This window comes from Necropsobacter massiliensis (assembly GCF_000827595.2).
Lineage (GTDB): Bacteria > Pseudomonadota > Gammaproteobacteria > Enterobacterales > Pasteurellaceae > Necropsobacter > Necropsobacter massiliensis.
Genome location: NZ_LN776179.1, coordinates 85,171 through 104,758, shown reverse-complemented (window position 1 = coordinate 104,758; position 19,588 = coordinate 85,171). Strand labels below are relative to the sequence as shown.

The following is a 19,588-nucleotide window of genomic DNA, read 5'->3' as shown; positions in this document are numbered from 1 at the left end:
CATGCCTAAGCGAACTGTTGAGAGTACGTTTCGATTTCTGACTGTGTTAGCCTGGAAGTGCTTGTCCCAACCTTGTTTCTGAGCATGAACGCCCGCAAGCCAACATGTTAGTTGAAGCATCAGGGCGATTAGCAGCATGATATCAAAACGCTCTGAGCTGCTCGTTCGGCTATGGCGTAGGCCTAGTCCGTAGGCAGGACTTTTCAAGTCTCGGAAGGTTTCTTCAATCTGCATTCGCTTCGAATAGATATTAACAAGTTGTTTGGGTGTTCGAATTTCAACAGGTAAGTTAGTTGCTAGAATCCATGGCTCCTTTGCCGACGCTGAGTAGATTTTAGGTGACGGGTGGTGACAATGAGTCCGTGTCGAGCGCTGATTTTTTCGGCCTTTAGAGCGAGATTTATACAATAGAATTTGGCATGAGATTGGATTGCTTTTAGTCAGCCTCTTATAGCCTAAAGTCTTTGAGTGACTAGATGACATATCATGTAAGTTGCTGATAGGTTTCCAGTTTTCCGCTCCTAGGTCTGCATATTGTACTTTTCCTCTTACTCGACTTAACCAGTACCAACCCAGCTTCTCAACGGATTTATACCATGGCACTTTAAAGCCAGCATCACTGACAATGAGCGGTGTGGTGTTACTCGGTAGAATGCTCGCAAGGTCGGCTAGAAATTGGTCATGAGCTTTCTTTGAACATTGCTCTGAAAGCGGGAACGCTTTCTCATAAAGAGTAACAGAACGACCGTGTAGTGCGACTGAAGCTCGCAATACCATAAGCCGTTTTTGCTCACGGATATCAGACCAGTCAACAAGTACAATGGGCATCGTATTGCCCGAACAGATAAAGCTAGCATGCCAACGGTATACAGCGAGTCGCTCTTTGTGGAGGTGACGATTACCTAACAATCGGTCGATTCGTTTGATGTTATGTTTTGTTCTCGCTTTGGTTGGCAGGTTACGGCCAAGTTCGGTAAGAGTGAGAGTTTTACAGTCAAGTAAGGCGTGGCAAGCCAACGTTAAGCTGTTGAGTCGTTTTAAGTGTAATTCGGGGCAGAATTGGTAAAGAGAGTCGTGTAAAATATCGAGTTCGCACATTTTGTTGTCTGATTATTGATTTTTGGCGAAACCATTTGATCATATGACAAGATGTGTATCTACCTTAACTTAATGATTTTGATAAAAATCATTAGGGGATTCATCAGGGCCTTAAGTGGGAAGAGGTTTATGTCAATGCAGATAATATATCCCATTTCAAAAAGGTCGAAAATACGTTATGCCCAAATAATAATGTAAAAGAAATACGTTTCGCGAGTCCGAAATATAAAGATTCTACTTATTATAGTCGGTTAGAAAAGTATCTATTAAAATCAAAGACACAAGATGCATTTCTAAAAGATGAATTTAGTGACTTTATTCAAAAGTATGGAAGGGCTGATGTTAGTGCTATTTTTGCTGGGGATATTATGTTTTCTGAGGCTATTGAGGTTTACTTTAAAGCGGGGGTTCATCCATTAGATAGTTCTGATAAAGAGCCTGTTATTTCATGTTGTGGTTTAGAAGAGCTTAGGATATTGGTCCCAAAGTAGAGCAAAGCAAAGTAGAGCTTAAATCTGTATAAATAAAAAAATGCACTTACTTTTAAAGTAAGTGCATTTTTTCTAATAAAACATAGGTTCATTTTCCCAATCAATGTCAAGCGGGGGTTCTTCTACTGGTTCAGGTTCAATAACTTGATATTCTGCTTCAGTATAGGAATCTGCACTCTCCAATTTTTTGTTCCAATTCCCCAATATGTGAGCTGGTGTGTATAAATGGTAATTCACCTCATCTTTAAGGGTGTTACCAATAATGACTTCTCCCGGTATGTGTAAGAGTGTCATTTGTATATAACACATTAATGCTGCAGTAAAATCCAAATCTCTTGCTTGAGCCCACATTTGTTGCTGAGGGTTGAAGTCCTCTTCGCGCAAATAATTATAAGCCTCAATAATCATTACGCCGGAGCCACAAGTTGGCTCTTGCAATGTCAAAAAACCACGTTTTTTAATTAAACTATGACAATCTGATAGAGTTACGGCTGCCATAAAGTGGGCAATGTGACCAGGCGTGAAATATTGAGCTTTATATTGATCACCTAAATCCAACGACATGAACACTGATCCTAGGAAATCATAGGTTTTATGCTCCAAAGCCTCAACAATAATGTTGAAAAGGCGACTGAGAGCTTGTTTTTCATCTTCATTATAATGCTCGCCAGCTGTCTGATAACGTTGTCTCAACGATTCATCTGCTTGTGCACCATATATAATGAGATAGAATTCCAGGGCAAAGATTGTAATAAAGTCGTAAAACACTTCTGAGCGTCGATATTGTGGTGCTATCGATTTAAAAAGTGCGGTAAATTTTTTCTCGAAATCCATAGATTACTCCTAAAATAACGGGAGTAATCCCCTTTGAGGATTACTCCCCAAAGGGTGGTTTATGAGAGCTCTAACAAAAAACGTTAGAATGGTTTAATAGAGGCTAAGCCGCTAATTTTGCTTCTTCATTCGATGTTAATTCGAGAGCATTTAACAAGAATTGTGTTGCTTCACGTGCTTGAGAAGATGCTCGGAAAATAGCTTTTTTATCGGCTTTTAATGCGTTAATCCAATGTTCAATATACGCTGCATTTTGTGAAATATTATTGCAAACATTCACGTGCGCACAGGTAAAGGCGCTTGTGAGTTCAGCTATTAATTCTTCAAATGCATATTGTTCAGAACCAAATTTATCAAATTTAGCTACACCGTCACGATTTAATCGGTCTTTATGCCCGGTGGCATGACCGCATTCATGCAGTAGAGTTGCATAGTAGTCGTCAGCTGTATTGAATTTTTTGAAATCCGGCATCACAATGCAATCTTTTCTCGGCATATAACAAGCACGATCTTGTGCTTTGTTATACAGCTGCATACCCATTTTATTGGGTAATACATCTAAATCCGGACGAGCTTGCATTTCAGAAGATTTTTCTGGTTCAGGATATTCTTCATAGTATTTTTCTAAGCCTTCACACTGTTCAATATTAAACACGTGATGACCACGAATAAATACAGATGACTTCATTTTCGGATCACCGTTTTCATCAAGTACAATGTTTCCGCTATCGTCTTTTTCTTCAAACATATTTTGTTTATAGAAAATAATAACTGTACTTTTCTCACCTGTTCGGACTTGGCCACCTAGATGATTTGCTCCTTGAAAAGTTACCCACTTGCGTTGAGTAAAGTTTTTTCTAATGGCGCTCATCCAAAGCAGAAGTACGTTGATCCCGGAGTATTGACGACCACTTTCACCGTTGCATGGAATAGCCATTTGTGGCCATCCACTATCCCAAGGTCTCTGCCATGGCATCACACCTTGCTCTAATGCTTCGAGGATTTGGTCTGTAATTTGTTGATATAAATCTTTGGCAGGTTGAGTTCTTTTTTTCATGGTTGTTCTCCAATAAAAAAAGGGAACAACCCCCCGAATGGGAAATTGCTCCCAGTCGGGTAAAAGAAAACCTTGAACACGCCAATGGCATGATCAAGGTTTGTTGTAAAGGTTGCAGGTATTAATTCAGTTATGAATTAACACCAATGGAATGTGTTTTTTTGCTTTGTGTTTTTTGCTCTTGTTGACGTTTTAATGATCGCACGCCAATAAAAGCAACTGTTCCCATAAAAAACAGTACAAAGACAATTGCAAAGAGGAACCCATTCCAGTTTAACGTAATATTCATACGTTACGCTCCGTCTGTCTCCATTAAGTTGTTGCAATATTTAGCTAACAACACACCACAGAACCAAGCTATTCCGCCAAATATCATAATGATAATGGCAAGAAGTAGCGGAATATTGTCATTCTGAACAAACATTGCGACAAACGCAATACCTAAGATGTAAGTGCCGATTTTACGAAAATCTTCAGAAACCAGCAGCATTGTTTTTTTGTCCCAATTGGAACTAACAAGCTTGAGTAAACGCTTAATCATGTTTACCCCCTTACACTTAACAAATCTTTACGGTTTGCGTATGGCGAAACTGTAAAGAAGTGATATTTCTGTCCGTATTGACTAGGGATATTCACCATAATACGAGTAGAAGATACATCTTTTCCTCGATTTTCCCAGGCATTTAATGCTTGAGTGCGAACTTCCTCTATTAGAGATTCTGAGTCATTATGTTTGGCTAGATAAGCTAAACAACTGTTATGTAATGTCACTTTCATAAGTTTTCTCCTACAGCAAGGGAAACCTTTACCTCTAAGGGTAAAAATTCCCCTTAGGGTTGAAAATGAATAGCTTATGCAATGTTAATGCATAAGGTAGTAAAGAGTACCCACTGTACCAACAATACCGACAATCAAAAATAAAATGCTAAATAACGTTGTTCGTTTTAACCACGTTCTTTGCACATCATCAATAATTGCCTCATATTCTTCCGCTTGGCTATCTAGCATCATTTGTAATTCGCAAAGCCGACGAGCTTCTTCGTCTTCAATGCTTTGATTGATACCAGATGTCACTTGTTTGTATTTATCGGTTGCTTTGTTTTTAGCTGCAACGAAAAAACGGCCCAAGTGTTTTCCCACACGAAATGAAAATGTTGGAGTTTCAAGAGGGTTACTTGATGGAACATCATAGTGTTCCAATTGAGTGGATGAGGACATAGTCATTCTCCTAATGTGAAATAAAAAATTCCTTGGAAAAATGACATGCCCGAAGGGAATCATTTTCCCTCGGAAGGTCTTTAAGGTGGCATTCCTACGATTGCGTAGAGTATCCTTTCAGAATGCTGGATAACATTTTGGCTATGATTCTACTTGCACTAAGGCAAGGCGTTGCTTCTCAAGAATCGTGCAACTTATAAGAGCTGTTTGCACAGCGACTTATCAAGTCCAATCATACTTAATAAGGCTGTCGAATCTCTATTAAAAATTGTTTTTTGGAAATGGAGAATTTATCTCAAAATCAAAAAGAATTTTTTATATATTCCCCCCTGTCATTTCGTTAATGTTTCAACTATCCAATTTCATCGTAAGGGATGGTTATGTCTATAAAAAAATCACTGTTTCTTTTCGGTTTGTTACCACTATCAGTGTTCGCCCAGGGGCCTAATCCCATAATTACTGTTTATTCAACACAAGATTATCCAATTCTTCACGCAGAGCTTGCAAGCCAGGTGTATTTACTTGATCAAGTTGAGCAATGGGAAAATTTGATTAGTCAGCGATTGAGTGCGAATCCTAGTGTAGCAGCTCAGCAAGCATCTCAGATTTTTCAGTCTGCTGAATGGAAACAGTCTGAAGAGCAATTAAAGCGTTCTTATCAGGGCCTTATAAGTGGTTGGCAAAATGGAATCAAGAAGGTGCCTGCAGTTTTATTTCAATATCCGGGAAAAGAGGATAGTGTCATATATGGTGAAACCAATATTGCTCAGGCATTAAGTTTATGGCAACGAGAGATTACAAAAGAGGGGACAAGATGAAATTGAAAAAAATGACATTATCCGGGCTTTGTATTGCAATTGCGTTGACCAGTATTTCAGGACAAGCTTCGGAGTCCGGTCAATCTTCTTTAAACACTGCATCGATTATGGCATCAAGCGCTTCGACAAGTTGTTTAGATTATAAGGTCGTTGGTACTTGTTTTTGGCTATTTTGTACAAAATTCGGCTGTAAAATCCGGACATCTACGAAAATAAAACACTATATTCCCGAGGTAGTGGTTTCAAGTTATAACCATCAGGCTCAAAATCCTTGGGTGGAAATGAATTTCCTTAGCAATGGGGTAAAAGGTGGAGATTATCAATCACCACACAAAGACTATACGCAAGCAACATTTAAAAATGTTGATGTAATCGGTCATCCGCAGGGAGCGATTAGTCAAATGCTTAATAGTACAGGGTATTACTGCAAAAGTCAGACAACGCCTTTTGTGCCTTATTACTTGAGTGGTTTGGACTTTTTAGCGTGGCGATTTGGTGTTCCGGAAATGGTTTATCCTGAAGCGCTTATTCCAGGTATGAGAGAAATTAGAGCAAATGGAGACACTTGGGGAAATATTTATCCACGAGCGGGTACAGTAACACAAGTTCATGACTATAAAGCTTCAGCTGTAACAGCGCATCGAGTAGCAGATGTTGTGACAAATACTTTCCAACCACATGTATATATACCGATTGCGAAAAAAGATAATCAATCGAATGGTGAGTGGTTTCCCCCTCCAGTGAAAGAAGGGGATGAAAAGACACATAAATGGCAACAGCTTCACCCGGTTACTTCACAGTCTTGTGCTATTTTCCCTGATAACCCGCCAAGTATGCTATCTGAAAATGGTAGTTATGCCTGGGCATTATGGCGCCCTTACAAGTGCTGTAAAAAACGCGGACAAACATTTTTGTATAGTATTGATTGGTCTAATTAATAAAGGAATTGAGTATGAAATTAAATCATGCACTGAAAGCATCTTATATTGCTATATCGTGCGCAATCTTATCCTCAACCATGCCAGTATCAGCTTCTAATAGTAATCCGTTTGGATTTAATAAAGCCGATTCTATTTTGTCTGATATGGTGTTTTATCAAATTGGGGGCGGTGTAGGTTATATGGCTCCCCCGAGTCGAGGTACGATTCCTGCAGCTGAATTTGGGATTGGTTGGAAAGCTAACTTGATGTGCGGTAATTTTGACATTAAGACGAGTATTAAAAATCAGTTAAATGGTTTAACTGAAGGATTTAAAGATCTTTATAGTAACGTTATCGAATCAGCCACAGGAGCTGTGGCGAGTTTACCTGCAATGGTTATTCAACGAGCAAATCCTCAGTTATACGATATTCTTACGAATGGTTTATATCAAGGTAAAATTGATTTTAATAGCTTAAAAACCAGCTGTGAAGAAATGTCTAAGAAGCTTGCAGACGCAACTTTAAATGGTCGTTGGTCTCAAAGTTCGGATATGGAATCCTTTAAAGACATTACTTCAACTGAACCAGATGCTACTCGAGCTAAAAAGAGACTTGAGGAATCTCAAGGTAAGGAAGGTAAAGAGTGGGTCGGGGGTAAAAAACGCGGTGGCCAAGGACAAGAACCAATCAAAATTGTTGAGGATGTTGCAAAAGCTGGCTACAACATGCAAAACAAGCGTAATGTATTAGAATCAGGTCGAATCTCCGGTAGTAGTTGTAGCGGATTACTTTGTCAAACTTGGGATAATCCTAAAGATATGACAGATTGGTTAACGAATGTGATCGGTGAGAAGCAATTAACTACTTGTAAAACAGATTGTGGTACTGCTAGTAGCTCTCGAGCTGGTGTTGGTTTAACACCTGAAATTGAAAAAGAAAATATTAAGACGGTAACTCAATTACAAAAAGCGCTTAACATGAGCACGCCTTCCGTTGAAGTACTTGCAGAATTAAGTTCTACAACAGTTCCTGTAACTCGTGGCTTAATTGAGTCTTTACGAGAAGATCCCGATGCTCAAGTATTAGGGCAGCGTTTAGCCAGTGAAATTGCTGTAGCTAAAACAATGGAGAAAATGCTTCTTGCACGTCGAGCTGTTTTAACGGGTATGCGTGAGCCAAATGTGGCCAACAATAAAGATGCTCAAGAAGAGTTAGAAAAGATCCTCACTTTAATTGACCGAGAAATAGGTCAAATTAGAATGGAGATTGATCTACAAAAATCACTTACCGGGAATTCCGCAGTTGCAATCCTACAAAATAAAGAGCTACGTGAATATAACACTGGAACCGGAAATGTTACACGTGACAGTGTAGATAAACGGATTAGCGATTTAGCTAATGGTACGAATAGCAATGCTGCTGAATTGGCAGATGCTGACAATATCAATATTCCTCGTAACAATGTCACTTTAGAAGTGCCTCAGATGTCAAACTCCCTGTCTTACACCGGGACTGGCGGTACATCCGGAAATAGTAGAGGTAACACTTCTTATTCATCAGTTCCAGCAATTAAAGGGACTGCACTTGATCAAGCTACAGGGTTGTTGAAAAAATTTGAAGGGTTTAGTGATAAAGCATATTGGGATGTCAATGCTTATCGCACTGGATATGGTTCAGATACTATCACAAAAGCGGATGGTACAATTGTCAAAGTAACGAAAGATACTGTAGTTAGTCGCGCTGACGCAGAGCGTGATTTAGCACGTCGAACACAAGAATTTGCAAATAGAGCGAGAAATAACGTATCATCTTCAACATGGGATAAGTTACCGCCAAATGCCCAAGCCGCATTAACATCTTATGCCTATAACTATGGCTCATTAACAAAAGATGTGATTGCTGCAGCCCAGGCATCTGCGCAATCAGGCGATATGAACGCACTAGCAAATGCAGTAAGAAATCGTCAAAACAATAATAATGGTGTAAATGCTAAACGTCGTAACCAAGAAGCAGATTACATTTTAGGAAAATAAATAAAGGATATTTTTATGAAAAAATTACTCACTATTGGAGCGGTAGCTATGTTTGCAACGCCAGCTTTTGCAGCTAATAATATTTTTTCTTGTACAGCAGAGAACGGAAGCCCGGTGTCTGTAACAAAAAATGGTTCAGATTATGAATTCACTTATGGCCAGGTTTCTTTTAAAAATCCGGTAAAACAAGTTTTTGCTAATCAGGATTCTTATGTAGCTACTGGTTCAGGATTTATTACTAGCTCATTAGAAATGAGAAATAATGGCACAAGTTACACGATTCAATTTGTGCAACCACACAATAGTAACAGTATTGAAGAGCCAATGCTTTATATCACCAATGGCAGTAAAATGGATACGGTGAGCTGTAAAGCGGGTAGTGCAACTCAAAACTTTGAACGTCGCAGTATGAAAGCTTCATAAGCGTAAATAGAGATAAAATAAGCGGGATTTTCCCGCTTATTTTTTTAGTGGTATTCACTATTTTTAAAGATTTGTATTAAATTATTTAAAATCTCCTGTTCACATTCATTTCCGTTAATGATGTTCAGTTCATCATCAAGATGAGTAAGCATTTCATCAATTCCTAATTCATTCATTGCTATTTCATTTAAACTAATAAGCCATTCTTTAAAACGAGCTTTCATATCTCCTCCTGGTACGGTTTATTTTTATATTGCAGTGTTAAGGTACATTGAGGGGATAGATAAATCAGTAAAATGAGTAAAATTTGCGACGTGGATCGCAAAAATCACATTTTTCCTGCTTAAAACGAGGTTTTAATAAAAGAATAATAAGAGTACAATGAGAGTAAGTCAGAGTATTTTTGATAGGAGAGAGAATATGGATGCTCAAAAATTTGGCCATTCTGTCGGACAATTTTTTAAGAAAATTGACCGCACTTTATCATTTCTCCCAGGAAAGCCTCGTAAAGCTGTTGTGACAGCTGCGGCTCTTGCTGCGAGTCCAATTTTGGCCGGAGTTATAATTTCTAAAGCTAAATCCTTTAAAGAGACTGATTATGGCAGTGGTGCTGAGAATAAATCCATAATGAATACGCTGTTAGAATTTGAAGAACATGAGGATGGCTATCGAGATGGCCCTGAGGGGGTTGGTTTTTATTCTTTTGGAACAAGAATTGATGTTGAGGATGACGTAGATACATTTGAACACATGAATGAGTTTTATGAGATAAAATAAAAGGGGAATATAAATTCCCCTTTTATTATTTTAACTTGCTTTGAATTAACTCTCCGCCTTTTCCCCCTGCTGAACTAGCATGATTTGAACCTTGTTTTAACGCTTGAGACATCGCCCCGCCCATATTAATACCAGCCCAAGACATAGCGCCAAACCATAATGTTGGTAAGAATATAAACATACTTCCCATCACAAAATTAGAGATAATATCGTCTTGCGCATTCTCTAAAAAATTAATATTAAATGAGTTATGAGACGGTGAGCTGTACATAATCTCAATCATATATGAGTCTAACCATCGTGCCAATTCCCACCAAAATGTGGTTGTAATAAGTGCAAAATATACAAAGCTTAGTGTCACTACAGCTTTAATTGAAAAACCACTTAAAATCGTAATGACTGGAATTAAAACTATCAGAGCCATAATCATAAAGGATTGAACCATTGGTAAGGCTTGTCGCATTGCATCGAGACCAGGAAATATCGCTAAACTTCCTACTGCAGTTCCTACAGTTGAGGTGAGTCGAGTGATGGCATTCCAAAATCCAAATTCAACACTACCACCGTAACCTTGATACATTTTTCCTTTTGAAACATCTATGTTTTCAGAACGTAAAAGTGTTCTCAATAAAGCTTCATCTTGGTTGTCGATAGAATTAAAGAAATCACTCACCTGGGCAGATAAGTTTTGACGCATATCTGTAAGTAAGCGAGATTTTAATCCAGCTCCACTTTCATCCCACCATTGATCACAGCTTGGGAAACCACCTTTTCCCGAATTAGGTAATGCCGCATCTCGATTTGCATCATAAGGGAACGTGCTAATAGGTTGCTGAGCCCTAAAACGAGGGTAGAGCTCGCTGTTATTAATAAGCAATTTACCACCTAACCAGGATGTTTCGCGGATTTGTGCCGGACTCAAGGCAATTTGGCTTGTTTGTAATTTTTGACGAGCCGGGATATAGCATTGTTGCACAAATTGCTGTACTTCAGTTAATAATGCTGGGTTAGTGATTTTTTGATGTTGCACTTCAAATCTAACTTGACGTAAATCACGCTGGCAAGGCAATACTGCAGTCATACCATAAGTTAGACCTTTATCCACTTTGTGCATCAACATCCACCAAATAGGAATTCGGGCTTGTCTGTCTCCAAATGTTGTCGTAAATGGCGCATAGCCTGATTTATCCGGGGAAGCAGGAACTTTATAGCCACATTGAATAGATGAACGTTCATTGTATTCAAGGTTATTCAATGATACCGGGATAAGAGGGGCTAATGTCAAAACAACGATAAGCATTGCTGGAAGGAGTTCGATTGTGAGCCAGCGGATTAATAAATCCCCTTTCTCACCTTCATCATCCCCTTGTTTAGCTACGTCACGCCAAATTTTAAAGATCATTCCGATAAGCGGAAGAAGCCATAACCCTGTTCCAACAAATAACGCAAAAACTCCGTTATTAAGCAACCAACCAAGTAGAGTCAGGAAATATTCAAGATAACTGTCAACTGAGAATGTCATATTTCCCCCTAAGCTAAAGTAATCTGTGTAATCGCTTCAGCAAAAATTAAAATCATCGCAATTAACCATTTTGCTTTTGCCGGCATAGAAGATGGTTGGCGACGAGAAATGGAATAGACCATCAACATAATCGCACCATATAGTAATAATCGTACTGCAAACCATATCCACTGCGTTTTAATAAACCAAGCACGAATATCAACATTCTGAAGATATTGAGTTGCAAAGATGCCAATTGCAGTAAGGGCTAAAAATAAAAATAAAAGGATAGCAATAAAACGGAGTACATTTTTAAGCCATCCTCTTGATTGTGGCTTTTCACCTTGAGACATCAGGACTCCTTATTCAGTACCCACAGTCTTATCCCCAAAAACTGGGGATAAGTCAGCAGGGGATTCCCAAATTGCAGCTAATTTCCAAAGCAAATATTGAATTAACCAATATGCATCAACGTGATCGGTTAATTCCACATTAAGTCTAGCTGGCCAGTTTTCGGAAGAAAACACAGGTAATTGGAAACGCCCGGAGATATTAAATAATAAATGCACTTCACCTTTATCTCCTTTAGCGTGTACTTTCCAACTTGATTGAGTAAATACACGCTGAGGAAATGCGCTTAATTGGCAGTTTGAACCAATTTTTGTCTTAATTTTAGCAATGAAATGCAGCACGTAGGCTTTTACCTCATCAGAGGTAAAAGCAAGTGATTGGATGCGAGGCCCAATGTCAAAAATACGATGAAAAGTCATATTAGGATTAGGCTGCGATTGAGTTAAGTTCGTCATTGACTGCAATCCCCCGTTTTTTGTCTAAGTCTTTAGCAACCATCAATGCCGCATCTAACTCAGTACAGTTATGTTCCATCATTAATTGTTTACGTTGTGCTTTCTCGTGTTTTTCGGTCATCCCTAGTGCTAAGTAAAGACTAGGTGGAACAACACGGAATAAGGCTTCCATATTGGTTGCAAGCACCACACCTTCAGTATATTTCTTATCTGCTTTTTTCGCAGATAACAACATCATTTTCTGAGCTTCGGATAAACGACGGAAACGGTTTACCTGTTCGACTTCATCATTAGAAAGGTTAAGTAATTCCCACCATTCAACCATGCTGAGTAATTTATCAGATTCATCAGGGAAGTCAGCCATATTCTGTGTGGCCAACCATAACCAAATACCCAATTTACGCCACATTTTAGAACCTTTAACCAGGAACTTCGCTAGAAGTGGATTTACGGTAATGATATGCGACTCATCCGTAATGTTCACGATAGGGCGGAAACTGTGTTGATATTTTTCACCTAATGAGTTGATATGGTTAATTAGGGAAATATACGAAATCGCTAATTCAGCTTCATAGCCATCACGTGCAAACATCGCCAAATCGACAAGTGTAATATCAGCTTCAGGCCAAATTTCCCCTTCACGGTTAAAGAATCGACCATTTACCCCAGTGCAGAAAATACCCATTGCTTCGGCCATATCTGCAAGACGAGATGCACGTTCCGGGCGAATATCTTGGCGACGACTTAACTCCTCAAGTGCGGCTTTTACATCCCCGGTTAAAACTTGACGAGGTGGGGTCTCTTGTGAAGTTTTCTCTGCAGCTAATAAAATAGCCTGGCGAATAGCCGAGCGGTCAGCACGGCTCATTTTCTCATCTTCCTTCGCTTCTCCCCCGGTGATCATTAAGCGAGCGGTTAATTCCATTTCCGCAAGTAAGTCTCGTTGTTCCTCGCCTTCATCTTCATTATCGTCATCATCTTGAACTTCAAGATCGATATCCATTTCCAATAAACGATGCGCTTCAGAGAAGAGCGGTAAAGCGATGTTACTACTTGGCTCAAGAGATACCCGGTTAACCGTTAAACCGTAACGCTCCGCATAATCTGAAAACAATCCAAAAGAGTTACCCGCTTCTACAATAAACAAGCGAGGACGGTGCACAGCCATCAGTTGCGCCATTTGTGCGGTTAATGTTGCCGATTTACCTGAACCTGTAGGGCCTAAAATGAGCTTATGCGCATTTTTAGTCCGGTCTTTAGGGTTTAGTGGGTCAAAATCTAATGGGCTTCCACCGCGGTTAAAATAGGTGATTCCTGGGTGTCCCGTTCCTGTCTCACGGCCAAATACAGGTAACATATTCGCAATGTGTTGCACCCAATAATATTTGGTATAAAAACGAGATTTTGCATCTAATTGAGGATTAAAATTCATCGGTAGCCAGCGTAAATAGCTATTAAGAGGCGCAACTTCGTTGCCTTCTTTTACCGGCACTAAATTATTACTGAGTAAAACCGTTCTTAATTCTCTTGAGCGAATGCGTAGCTCTTGATCGTCTTTCCCTCTTACATAGAAAACCATGCCAGCTTGATAAAGCTTGTGTCCGTCTTTTAAATATTCCGTTACTGTGAGGGCATCTTGTTTTAAATAGATAGAGTCATAGTTATTACCGACAGCTCGACTACTTAATTTGTCTAAATGCGCCTGTAATTTATCTTGAGGATGAATGACTACAGTGATAGCCATAATGGTTGATTCCGGCAATAAATCAAATAGTGCATTAATATTACGACCTCGAGTGACTTCGCCTGTCATGTGGCCAACATCCGGCTGCTTACGAATATTATCAACTACAATGACTTCGTGAGGTTGCTCATTAAAATACCAATAGCCATTTTTACTTTCCGGTGGCGTAAAAAAGAGATTTTCACTAAAATCTTGGTCTTGTAATGGTAGAGCAGGCTCATCCTTAGAGAGTGATAAAAGATCATAGCAAGCTTTATCATCGAGTCCGTTAAAATAGCGTGATGGATTTGGATTAAACCATTCTAATAACCAACGATGAATTTGTGTTTCATTTTGGCGTTCCATGGTTAATCCAGCTGTGATAAAAGCACTTTGAACACGATCACAAGCTGTATTTAATTTCTCGATTGTATCTGTCTCATTATTTCCAGCATAACGATAAATAACCATGCGTGTTTTACGCACTTTTCCAGCCCATGCCGTATTTGTTACCCGGTCATCAACAAAAAGCCCACCTGGTTTACCTACTGCTTTTAAGTGACGCTCCATTTCACCAAGCCACTGTTCTGTAAACTCACTACCGCTCGCTTCAGGTGAAGTGGTTTTAATGTACTGTCTCAGATTCTCAACATAACCGCTTAAATCCTTGTCATCCTGGCAATAGAATTGTACAACGTAAGGGTTGGTATCAAGTTCATCGAAACTATCCTGTAAGGCATCTTTAACCAATGTGCGAACGCGATTAAGATAGTCGCTGCTTCTTCCCTCAGTTCCTATAGGCTTAATATCAAATACCGCACCTGCACTTTTAGCATCATCAAAAAGCATTACGCCTTCTTCTTCCAAATATTCCGCATAAGGAAGATTGGAGATAAAAGAGGGATCTCGCCCATAAAGCATTTTAACATGTTGCTCTCTGGTCATTTTTCTATTACGCATAACAGGAGTGATTTCAATCGTCTCTTCTACGTTATTGGTATCATCCTGCTGTGCTTCTTCCGGTGCAATGGATGTTAGGATAGGTTCCTTTTTAGGTTGAGGCTTATCACCCTTTTTAGCAGGGAAGAAAGCCTCTAACACGTCTTGGAATAATGCCATCGTTTCTTACCTCATCTAGTACATTCTTGTACGCTCACCCGGTTGGGCATATTGCACACGTCCATAAAATGGAATTACTGAAGAATAACCTGGTACAGGCATTTGCTCTGAGGAATCAGTTAAGTGCGGATAAACATACATCACTAAATCAGGGTTTGGTAAACGAGGGAAAAGGTTTTTCACCTCGTTTTCTGCTGTACGGGTATAAGTTTGTTGTTCACGAGATGAAACGTAATTTGGTGCATCAATAAGACGGCCATTCGGTGTCCGATAAGATGTAATATTGCTATCATTACCACCTTTATTCCAAATATCTTTCATTGTTGCATCACCAGTTGGCAATAAATCACCTTGAGAAGTTGAGCAGCCAGTCAAAGCACTGCTTGCGGCTAAAATCACGCCCATCATCATTAAAACTTTCATTATTGCTCCTTAATCCAAGTTAGGTTGTCTTGAGGCTTGTCCGTATTTCACTTTTCGAGACATGCGGTCATAATCAATATCAATTTGTTTTTCGATGTGTACAGCCACTTCTTTACCCGGTGGAACATATACCGCATCAAACATTTGGCCATAACGCTGACGGAACCAGTCTGCGGTTTCTCTCAAACCGCCACCTAACGCTTGACCAAGAATATACTTACCGTTATTACCCGTTACCGCACCAATTACTGCACCGCCATCAACCACTGTTGTTGATTGAGAAGATGATAAGCCTTGTGCAGCTGCTGAAGCCCCCGTTAAGAAGAAGTTGGTCGTTAGATATTCCGGAGCATTCGTTCTGCGTTCTCCAGGAATGCAAGGCACACCATGTGGATCAGATAACCAGCCAATTTTATTGTTAGAATCATCCGTTGAAACAATGCGCCCATCGCTAAACACAAAAGTTAAGCTTTTCACATCACCACGAACACAAGATAGCGTCCAGTCACCGCTTGCTGTTCCAGAGACAATTGCGCCTTCAATATCCGGCAGTTCAATACCATTTGCAATTAAGTTATCTCGACCAATAAGCAATTTAAACGGATAAGGCTCGGTCACATTATTATCAATCGGCACACGCCCAACAAGCGCAGTCATAGCAACAGAATTAGTTAAAGTAGAGTTAGCTGCAATTGTGAAAAATGGTGTAGCGGTATTAAATATTGCATTATTACCTGTACTAGATTGCAATCCATCATTCGATTTTCGGATGTCATTCACATTGTTATCGAAGGTTTTGGGAAAACCGATTCCTGCACCATTTACACCAATACCTTGTAGAGCATTCCCTTGGCTGTCTGTAGTTGGCATATCACTAGGGTTCACCCAATTAATTCCCCCTCGAGTTTCAACCTGAGGGCCAGTTGTTGCTCCGTTTATTGGTAGAGGAGCATTGGGATTTGCCTGGGCATTTCCATTCCCTACAACTTGATTACCAGCTTGTACAACCTGATCTTTTAACGCATTAATCTCATTAATTAACGCCCCTGTTTCTGCTTGTACCGCCTGTTGAATTTGATAATCCGTATTATTTGCTTGATTTTTTAACTGCTCATTCTCTTTTACCAAGCGGTCATTTTGTAAAATTACTTCATCAAAGCGTTTGTTATTTTCCTTCACTTTACCAATAAGTGTTCTCACCGTATCTTTAGATGTATCACCCTCAAGCCCCATTGAGCGTAGCTCTTCCGGTGATAAATCTTTGAGAGAGAGATCTAAAGCATCTTCTTTTTTGGTTTCTGCTGTAGTTGTTGAGCTACTACCGGAGAAAAGAAATCCAGCCATCAGCGTCACGACAAGCGCGGTAATCCCACCAATAACATAGAACGCTTTATTTGCTTTCATTTGCATTGTTCTCTCCTTATTTCGTTTGAGTTGTCACTGTTGTGGTGACTTTTTTCAATTTTTTCGGTTTATATGAATTTGACTGAGGGATAACAGAATGATTAGGTGAACCTTCTGTCACAAGATATAACGTTGTGGTATCTTCAGGTGTACCATGCCCCCCAAGCCAATTATGCTGAAATGTTGCTGCATAGAATCGACCTTGAAGCTCTCGAGGATCTAAATCAATGCGAGATTGCCCCTGGTTTTGCAAGCGAACCGCAGTGACAACATACCCATCAAGTTGCCAGCTGAGTAATGGAGTAGCTCGCACAGGCAATGCAGGTAAGAGCGTTTTAAGCGGTGTAGGAAGGCGATGTGAAACTTGGCGCACACCTTCCAAAGGCTCAACTGAACGTAAAGGCGCATAAAACATTTGTGCGGCATAACGTGTTAATGCAGCTGGAGCGGGGAGTGCCGGACGCGCATTTGGCATTGGTTCGTTATATGCATTTGCATCTTGGCCATAAGCAGTTGCTTGTTTTTCAACTTTATTTTCATAAACAAAACGAATTGGCTCACTTGCATTGGCAACAGAATGCTTCGCTTGCACATCAAGTAAGATTATTTCTCCGGTTGCAACATCCATAAGCTGTAAGCGTGTTTTTGGGAAATCTGCAGTTGCTTTTAAATAAACCGCACCGCCAGTTGATTGAATGCGAAGCTTGCTATCTAATTCAGGTGGATAACCTACTTTTACATTTTTATCTACGAATAGAATACGTTCTTTTTCGATTTGTAAGTCAATAGGTAACGGTTTGCGCGCCCATTTCATTAACACATCGGCAGATGCCGTCATTGGTGAAAAGATAAAAGCCGCGCTCAGTAACAAAGTGAGTTTTTTCATTATTGGTTATCCCCTTCTCTAAATTCTTTTGCTTCTAAACGTAATGGAATTGAGCTGTAGCAGTTAAATCCCAATCCCCAAGGATTGTTCTGTAAATCTGTTTCCATGCGCACGATATTGACCGGGAAGCGGGTTAAAACACGTTTTACTGGTTCATCTTTGAAATACTCATCTACACTTAAATCAAGATTAACCGTCCAGCTATCGGGGCTATGAACAATCACACTATTATCTTTAAATCCACGTCCCACAATTTCATAAACACCACGTGCACGTTCACGTAATTCACCGTTAGATAAACGGTCATAGTAGTCTTTCTTCAAAAATTCTTGGCAACTTGGCGTAATAAAGGCTTTATTTCTTTCAATATTTAATTTGTATTCTTCCTCGCCATTCTCCATCCAGCGGTTTAACTGCTGGAAGGTTTGATAAGCAAAGGCATAAACGGTTGATTTTGGCACTTCCCACCAAGGGCGTTGACTTCCCGCACGTAAATCCGGTGGGTTATAAATCATTAATCGACTTGGTGCGGTAAAAATAATGGCACATAGCACCAAACAAATCACAAGCAATGCACCGATAGCAATTCGCCCGGTCATGATTTCGCGATTTTTTTGATGAACAATCCCTTTTAAGTTACTCATAATAAACTCTCTTATCTTTTAACTCGGCGAATAGACCAAGTGCCTTGACGGGAGATAAAGCGATTCCCCCCTAATATTCCATCTAATTTAACCTCAATCATTCGATTCAAGTAGGCTTCCGGCTTACCTCGTTTAAGGCGCGCAATAATCACTTTGCCAATCACCACAGAAAGAATGCAAAACAACATGGCGAGAGACGGAATTAACAACCAAAAATCAAAGCCTAAGGCAAAACAACAAAGGAGGCCAAGCACTGCACCTAAGATAAATCCCATTGCTGCAGCCAACATAAATTCACTTACAGATAACCCGCCATACACACTCGATTCACGATTTAATCGAGTAGGAAGAAAGGGGATCGTTTGCTCTTTATCACTTGACATCTTGACCTCACAGAGATAATTAAAACAGACCGATAGCCAATTTCACCAACCAGAGGCTGAAGAAAATTAAAATGAAACCAAGAATAAGAGCGATAATAAATGGGCCCCATCCTTTTTTGTCATTTTCGTCAGTCGCTGCGTTATAGGTTTTAATTAATGCCTTAACCACTGTCATGATTGACCATGCTGCAAATAAAATTGCACACAAGGTTGCCAATGATTTAGCAACAAGATAGATGATTTCCATCGGGTCTTTGGTATTGCTATCTACGCCTGGGATTTTAAAATCAGGGATTTTAGAGGCATTGATACCATTACCACCGCCTGTAGCAAACGCATTTTCAACGGATAACCAAAGTAAAGTTACTACCGCAAGAAAACGACTTGAAACATTCTGAAAGAAGGATTTAATCAACTTCATGAGATGTCCTTATGGTTTGTTAAATAAAAAAGCTGACAACACATATAATTAATGCTGCGCCCCATAGAATCAGTTTAAAGAATGACCAAATGTCACCGTCGTTCACCATGCCTTTGTAGCCATGATTAGTTGCCCACATATACGCAAGCAATAATACGACAACCAAAATAATGGCCAGCATGATTTTCAGTTTTAGCGGGTCTAAACCACTTACAGTATAAAAACTGTCTAATGGTGAAACAGAAGGGAAATTAGCGTTACTCATCTGCTATTGACTCCGAAGATTGAGATAATCTTCTTTTAAGTTACGAATAGCTTTAGGATTTCTAGGGATTGCCCGGGAAGGGTTAATATATTGCTTAATCCCTGCCTGTACCGTAGCAATATCCTGATGTGCTGAAGCGTAATCAAAATATTCACGGCTTTTCGCAGAAACCTTTGCACTTGCAGCTGCTCGCTGTAATGAGAGTTTTGCTGCATCCAACTGTTTAATTGCTTGAGCTAAATGCTCTTGCTCTGTTGCTTGAGCACTTATAGCGCCAAACAATAACCCTATTGCTAGAGATAAACTGAAAATATTTTTAGTCACGGAGAACTCCTTACTTGAAA

The 19,588-nt window shown here is 39.7% G+C and carries 25 protein-coding genes; 5 read left to right on the top strand and 20 right to left on the bottom strand.

Going from position 1 to position 19,588, the window contains the following annotated elements:
- The 7 genes from BN3349_RS02605 to BN3349_RS02580 all read right to left on the bottom strand — a co-directional run.
- Window positions 1-1,098 (bottom strand): IS4-like element ISVsa5 family transposase (locus tag BN3349_RS02605; RefSeq protein ID WP_040975713.1); only part of this gene is annotated, 1,098 nt, incomplete at its 3' end.
- Window positions 1,099-1,661: 563 nt separating this feature from the next.
- Window positions 1,662-2,423 carry an N-6 DNA methylase gene (locus BN3349_RS02600; protein ID WP_014064969.1) on the bottom strand — a complete coding sequence of 254 codons (762 nt, stop codon included), beginning with the start codon at window positions 2,421-2,423 and terminating at the stop codon, window positions 1,662-1,664.
- Between the two features lie 103 nt (window positions 2,424-2,526).
- Window positions 2,527-3,480 carry an ArdC family protein gene (locus BN3349_RS02595; RefSeq protein WP_014064970.1) on the bottom strand — a complete coding sequence of 318 codons (954 nt, stop codon included), beginning with the start codon at window positions 3,478-3,480 and terminating at the stop codon, window positions 2,527-2,529.
- 130 nt (window positions 3,481-3,610) lie between these two features.
- The gene (locus BN3349_RS12010; protein WP_014064971.1) at window positions 3,611-3,769 is read right to left on the bottom strand and encodes a hypothetical protein; all 159 of its coding nucleotides are present in this window, start codon (window positions 3,767-3,769) and stop codon (window positions 3,611-3,613) included.
- Between the two features lie 3 nt (window positions 3,770-3,772).
- Window positions 3,773-4,021 (bottom strand): hypothetical protein, encoded by a 249-nt coding sequence (locus tag BN3349_RS02590; RefSeq protein ID WP_005687602.1) that lies wholly within the window; start codon window positions 4,019-4,021, stop codon window positions 3,773-3,775.
- A gap of 2 nt (window positions 4,022-4,023) precedes the next feature.
- On the bottom strand, window positions 4,024-4,257 hold the full coding sequence (locus BN3349_RS02585) for a hypothetical protein (protein WP_005653503.1): 234 nt from the start codon (window positions 4,255-4,257) through the stop codon (window positions 4,024-4,026).
- 84 nt (window positions 4,258-4,341) lie between these two features.
- Window positions 4,342-4,698: a hypothetical protein gene (locus BN3349_RS02580; protein WP_005653504.1), complete on the bottom strand. Its 357-nt coding sequence runs from the start codon at window positions 4,696-4,698 to the stop codon at window positions 4,342-4,344.
- A gap of 380 nt (window positions 4,699-5,078) precedes the next feature.
- On the opposite strand from BN3349_RS02580, the gene BN3349_RS02575 reads away from it, so the two are divergent.
- The 4 genes from BN3349_RS02575 to BN3349_RS02560 are packed head-to-tail and all read left to right on the top strand — an operon-like array spanning window position 5,079 to window position 8,892.
- Complete coding sequence (locus tag BN3349_RS02575) at window positions 5,079-5,516, top strand: TIGR03757 family integrating conjugative element protein (protein ID WP_005687600.1); 438 nt, start codon at window positions 5,079-5,081, stop codon at window positions 5,514-5,516.
- Window positions 5,513-6,454 carry a TIGR03756 family integrating conjugative element protein gene (locus BN3349_RS02570; protein ID WP_011271853.1) on the top strand — a complete coding sequence of 314 codons (942 nt, stop codon included), beginning with the start codon at window positions 5,513-5,515 and terminating at the stop codon, window positions 6,452-6,454. Before BN3349_RS02575 ends, BN3349_RS02570 begins: the two co-directional genes overlap by 4 nt.
- A gap of 14 nt (window positions 6,455-6,468) precedes the next feature.
- Window positions 6,469-8,469 carry an integrating conjugative element protein gene (locus BN3349_RS02565; protein WP_005687597.1) on the top strand — a complete coding sequence of 667 codons (2,001 nt, stop codon included), beginning with the start codon at window positions 6,469-6,471 and terminating at the stop codon, window positions 8,467-8,469.
- 15 nt (window positions 8,470-8,484) lie between these two features.
- Window positions 8,485-8,892, top strand: coding sequence for a hypothetical protein (locus BN3349_RS02560; protein WP_005667853.1), 408 nt, complete (start codon window positions 8,485-8,487; stop codon window positions 8,890-8,892).
- 44 nt (window positions 8,893-8,936) lie between these two features.
- On the opposite strand, the gene BN3349_RS02555 is transcribed toward BN3349_RS02560, so the two are convergent.
- Window positions 8,937-9,116 carry a hypothetical protein gene (locus BN3349_RS02555; protein ID WP_005667851.1) on the bottom strand — a complete coding sequence of 60 codons (180 nt, stop codon included), beginning with the start codon at window positions 9,114-9,116 and terminating at the stop codon, window positions 8,937-8,939.
- A gap of 196 nt (window positions 9,117-9,312) precedes the next feature.
- Between BN3349_RS02555 and BN3349_RS02550 the strand changes: the two genes are divergently transcribed.
- Window positions 9,313-9,669 (top strand): hypothetical protein, encoded by a 357-nt coding sequence (locus BN3349_RS02550; RefSeq protein WP_014064974.1) that lies wholly within the window; start codon window positions 9,313-9,315, stop codon window positions 9,667-9,669.
- A 25-nt stretch (window positions 9,670-9,694) separates the two neighbouring features.
- On the opposite strand, the gene BN3349_RS02545 is transcribed toward BN3349_RS02550, so the two are convergent.
- Genes BN3349_RS02545 through BN3349_RS02490 form a run of 12 tightly spaced genes read right to left on the bottom strand, consistent with a single transcriptional unit; the run spans window position 9,695 to window position 19,568 of the window.
- Entirely contained in the window at window positions 9,695-11,191 is a 1,497-nt protein-coding gene (locus tag BN3349_RS02545) for a conjugal transfer protein TraG N-terminal domain-containing protein (protein WP_040975703.1), read from the bottom strand.
- Between the two features lie 8 nt (window positions 11,192-11,199).
- On the bottom strand, window positions 11,200-11,523 hold the full coding sequence (locus tag BN3349_RS02540; RefSeq protein ID WP_005667837.1) for a hypothetical protein: 324 nt from the start codon (window positions 11,521-11,523) through the stop codon (window positions 11,200-11,202).
- Between the two features lie 9 nt (window positions 11,524-11,532).
- Window positions 11,533-11,976 (bottom strand): hypothetical protein, encoded by a 444-nt coding sequence (locus tag BN3349_RS02535; protein ID WP_048736538.1) that lies wholly within the window; start codon window positions 11,974-11,976, stop codon window positions 11,533-11,535.
- On the bottom strand, window positions 11,948-14,818 hold the full coding sequence (locus BN3349_RS02530; protein ID WP_040975701.1) for a conjugative transfer ATPase: 2,871 nt from the start codon (window positions 14,816-14,818) through the stop codon (window positions 11,948-11,950). Before BN3349_RS02530 ends, BN3349_RS02535 begins: the two co-directional genes overlap by 29 nt.
- A 15-nt stretch (window positions 14,819-14,833) precedes the next feature.
- Complete coding sequence (locus tag BN3349_RS02525) at window positions 14,834-15,241, bottom strand: TIGR03751 family conjugal transfer lipoprotein (RefSeq protein WP_040975700.1); 408 nt, start codon at window positions 15,239-15,241, stop codon at window positions 14,834-14,836.
- Between the two features lie 9 nt (window positions 15,242-15,250).
- The gene (locus BN3349_RS02520; protein WP_005687589.1) at window positions 15,251-16,651 is read right to left on the bottom strand and encodes a TIGR03752 family integrating conjugative element protein; all 1,401 of its coding nucleotides are present in this window, start codon (window positions 16,649-16,651) and stop codon (window positions 15,251-15,253) included.
- 10 nt (window positions 16,652-16,661) lie between these two features.
- A complete protein-coding gene (locus tag BN3349_RS02515; RefSeq protein ID WP_040975699.1) occupies window positions 16,662-17,531 on the bottom strand; it encodes a TIGR03749 family integrating conjugative element protein in 870 nt (289 codons plus the stop codon).
- Entirely contained in the window at window positions 17,531-18,175 is a 645-nt protein-coding gene (locus BN3349_RS02510) for a PFL_4703 family integrating conjugative element protein (RefSeq protein WP_005687587.1), read from the bottom strand. The genes BN3349_RS02515 and BN3349_RS02510 overlap by 1 nt, the downstream gene beginning before the upstream one ends.
- Window positions 18,176-18,186: 11 nt before the next feature.
- Window positions 18,187-18,558, bottom strand: coding sequence for a TIGR03750 family conjugal transfer protein (locus BN3349_RS02505; protein ID WP_014064980.1), 372 nt, complete (start codon window positions 18,556-18,558; stop codon window positions 18,187-18,189).
- 19 nt (window positions 18,559-18,577) lie between these two features.
- Window positions 18,578-18,979 (bottom strand): DUF2976 domain-containing protein, encoded by a 402-nt coding sequence (locus tag BN3349_RS02500; RefSeq protein WP_005687585.1) that lies wholly within the window; start codon window positions 18,977-18,979, stop codon window positions 18,578-18,580.
- 19 nt (window positions 18,980-18,998) lie between these two features.
- Window positions 18,999-19,244: a DUF3262 family protein gene (locus tag BN3349_RS02495; RefSeq protein ID WP_005687584.1), complete on the bottom strand. Its 246-nt coding sequence runs from the start codon at window positions 19,242-19,244 to the stop codon at window positions 18,999-19,001.
- A gap of 3 nt (window positions 19,245-19,247) precedes the next feature.
- A complete protein-coding gene (locus tag BN3349_RS02490) occupies window positions 19,248-19,568 on the bottom strand; it encodes an integrative conjugative element protein, RAQPRD family (RefSeq protein ID WP_005687583.1) in 321 nt (106 codons plus the stop codon).
- Window positions 19,569-19,588: the final 20 nt, after the last annotated feature.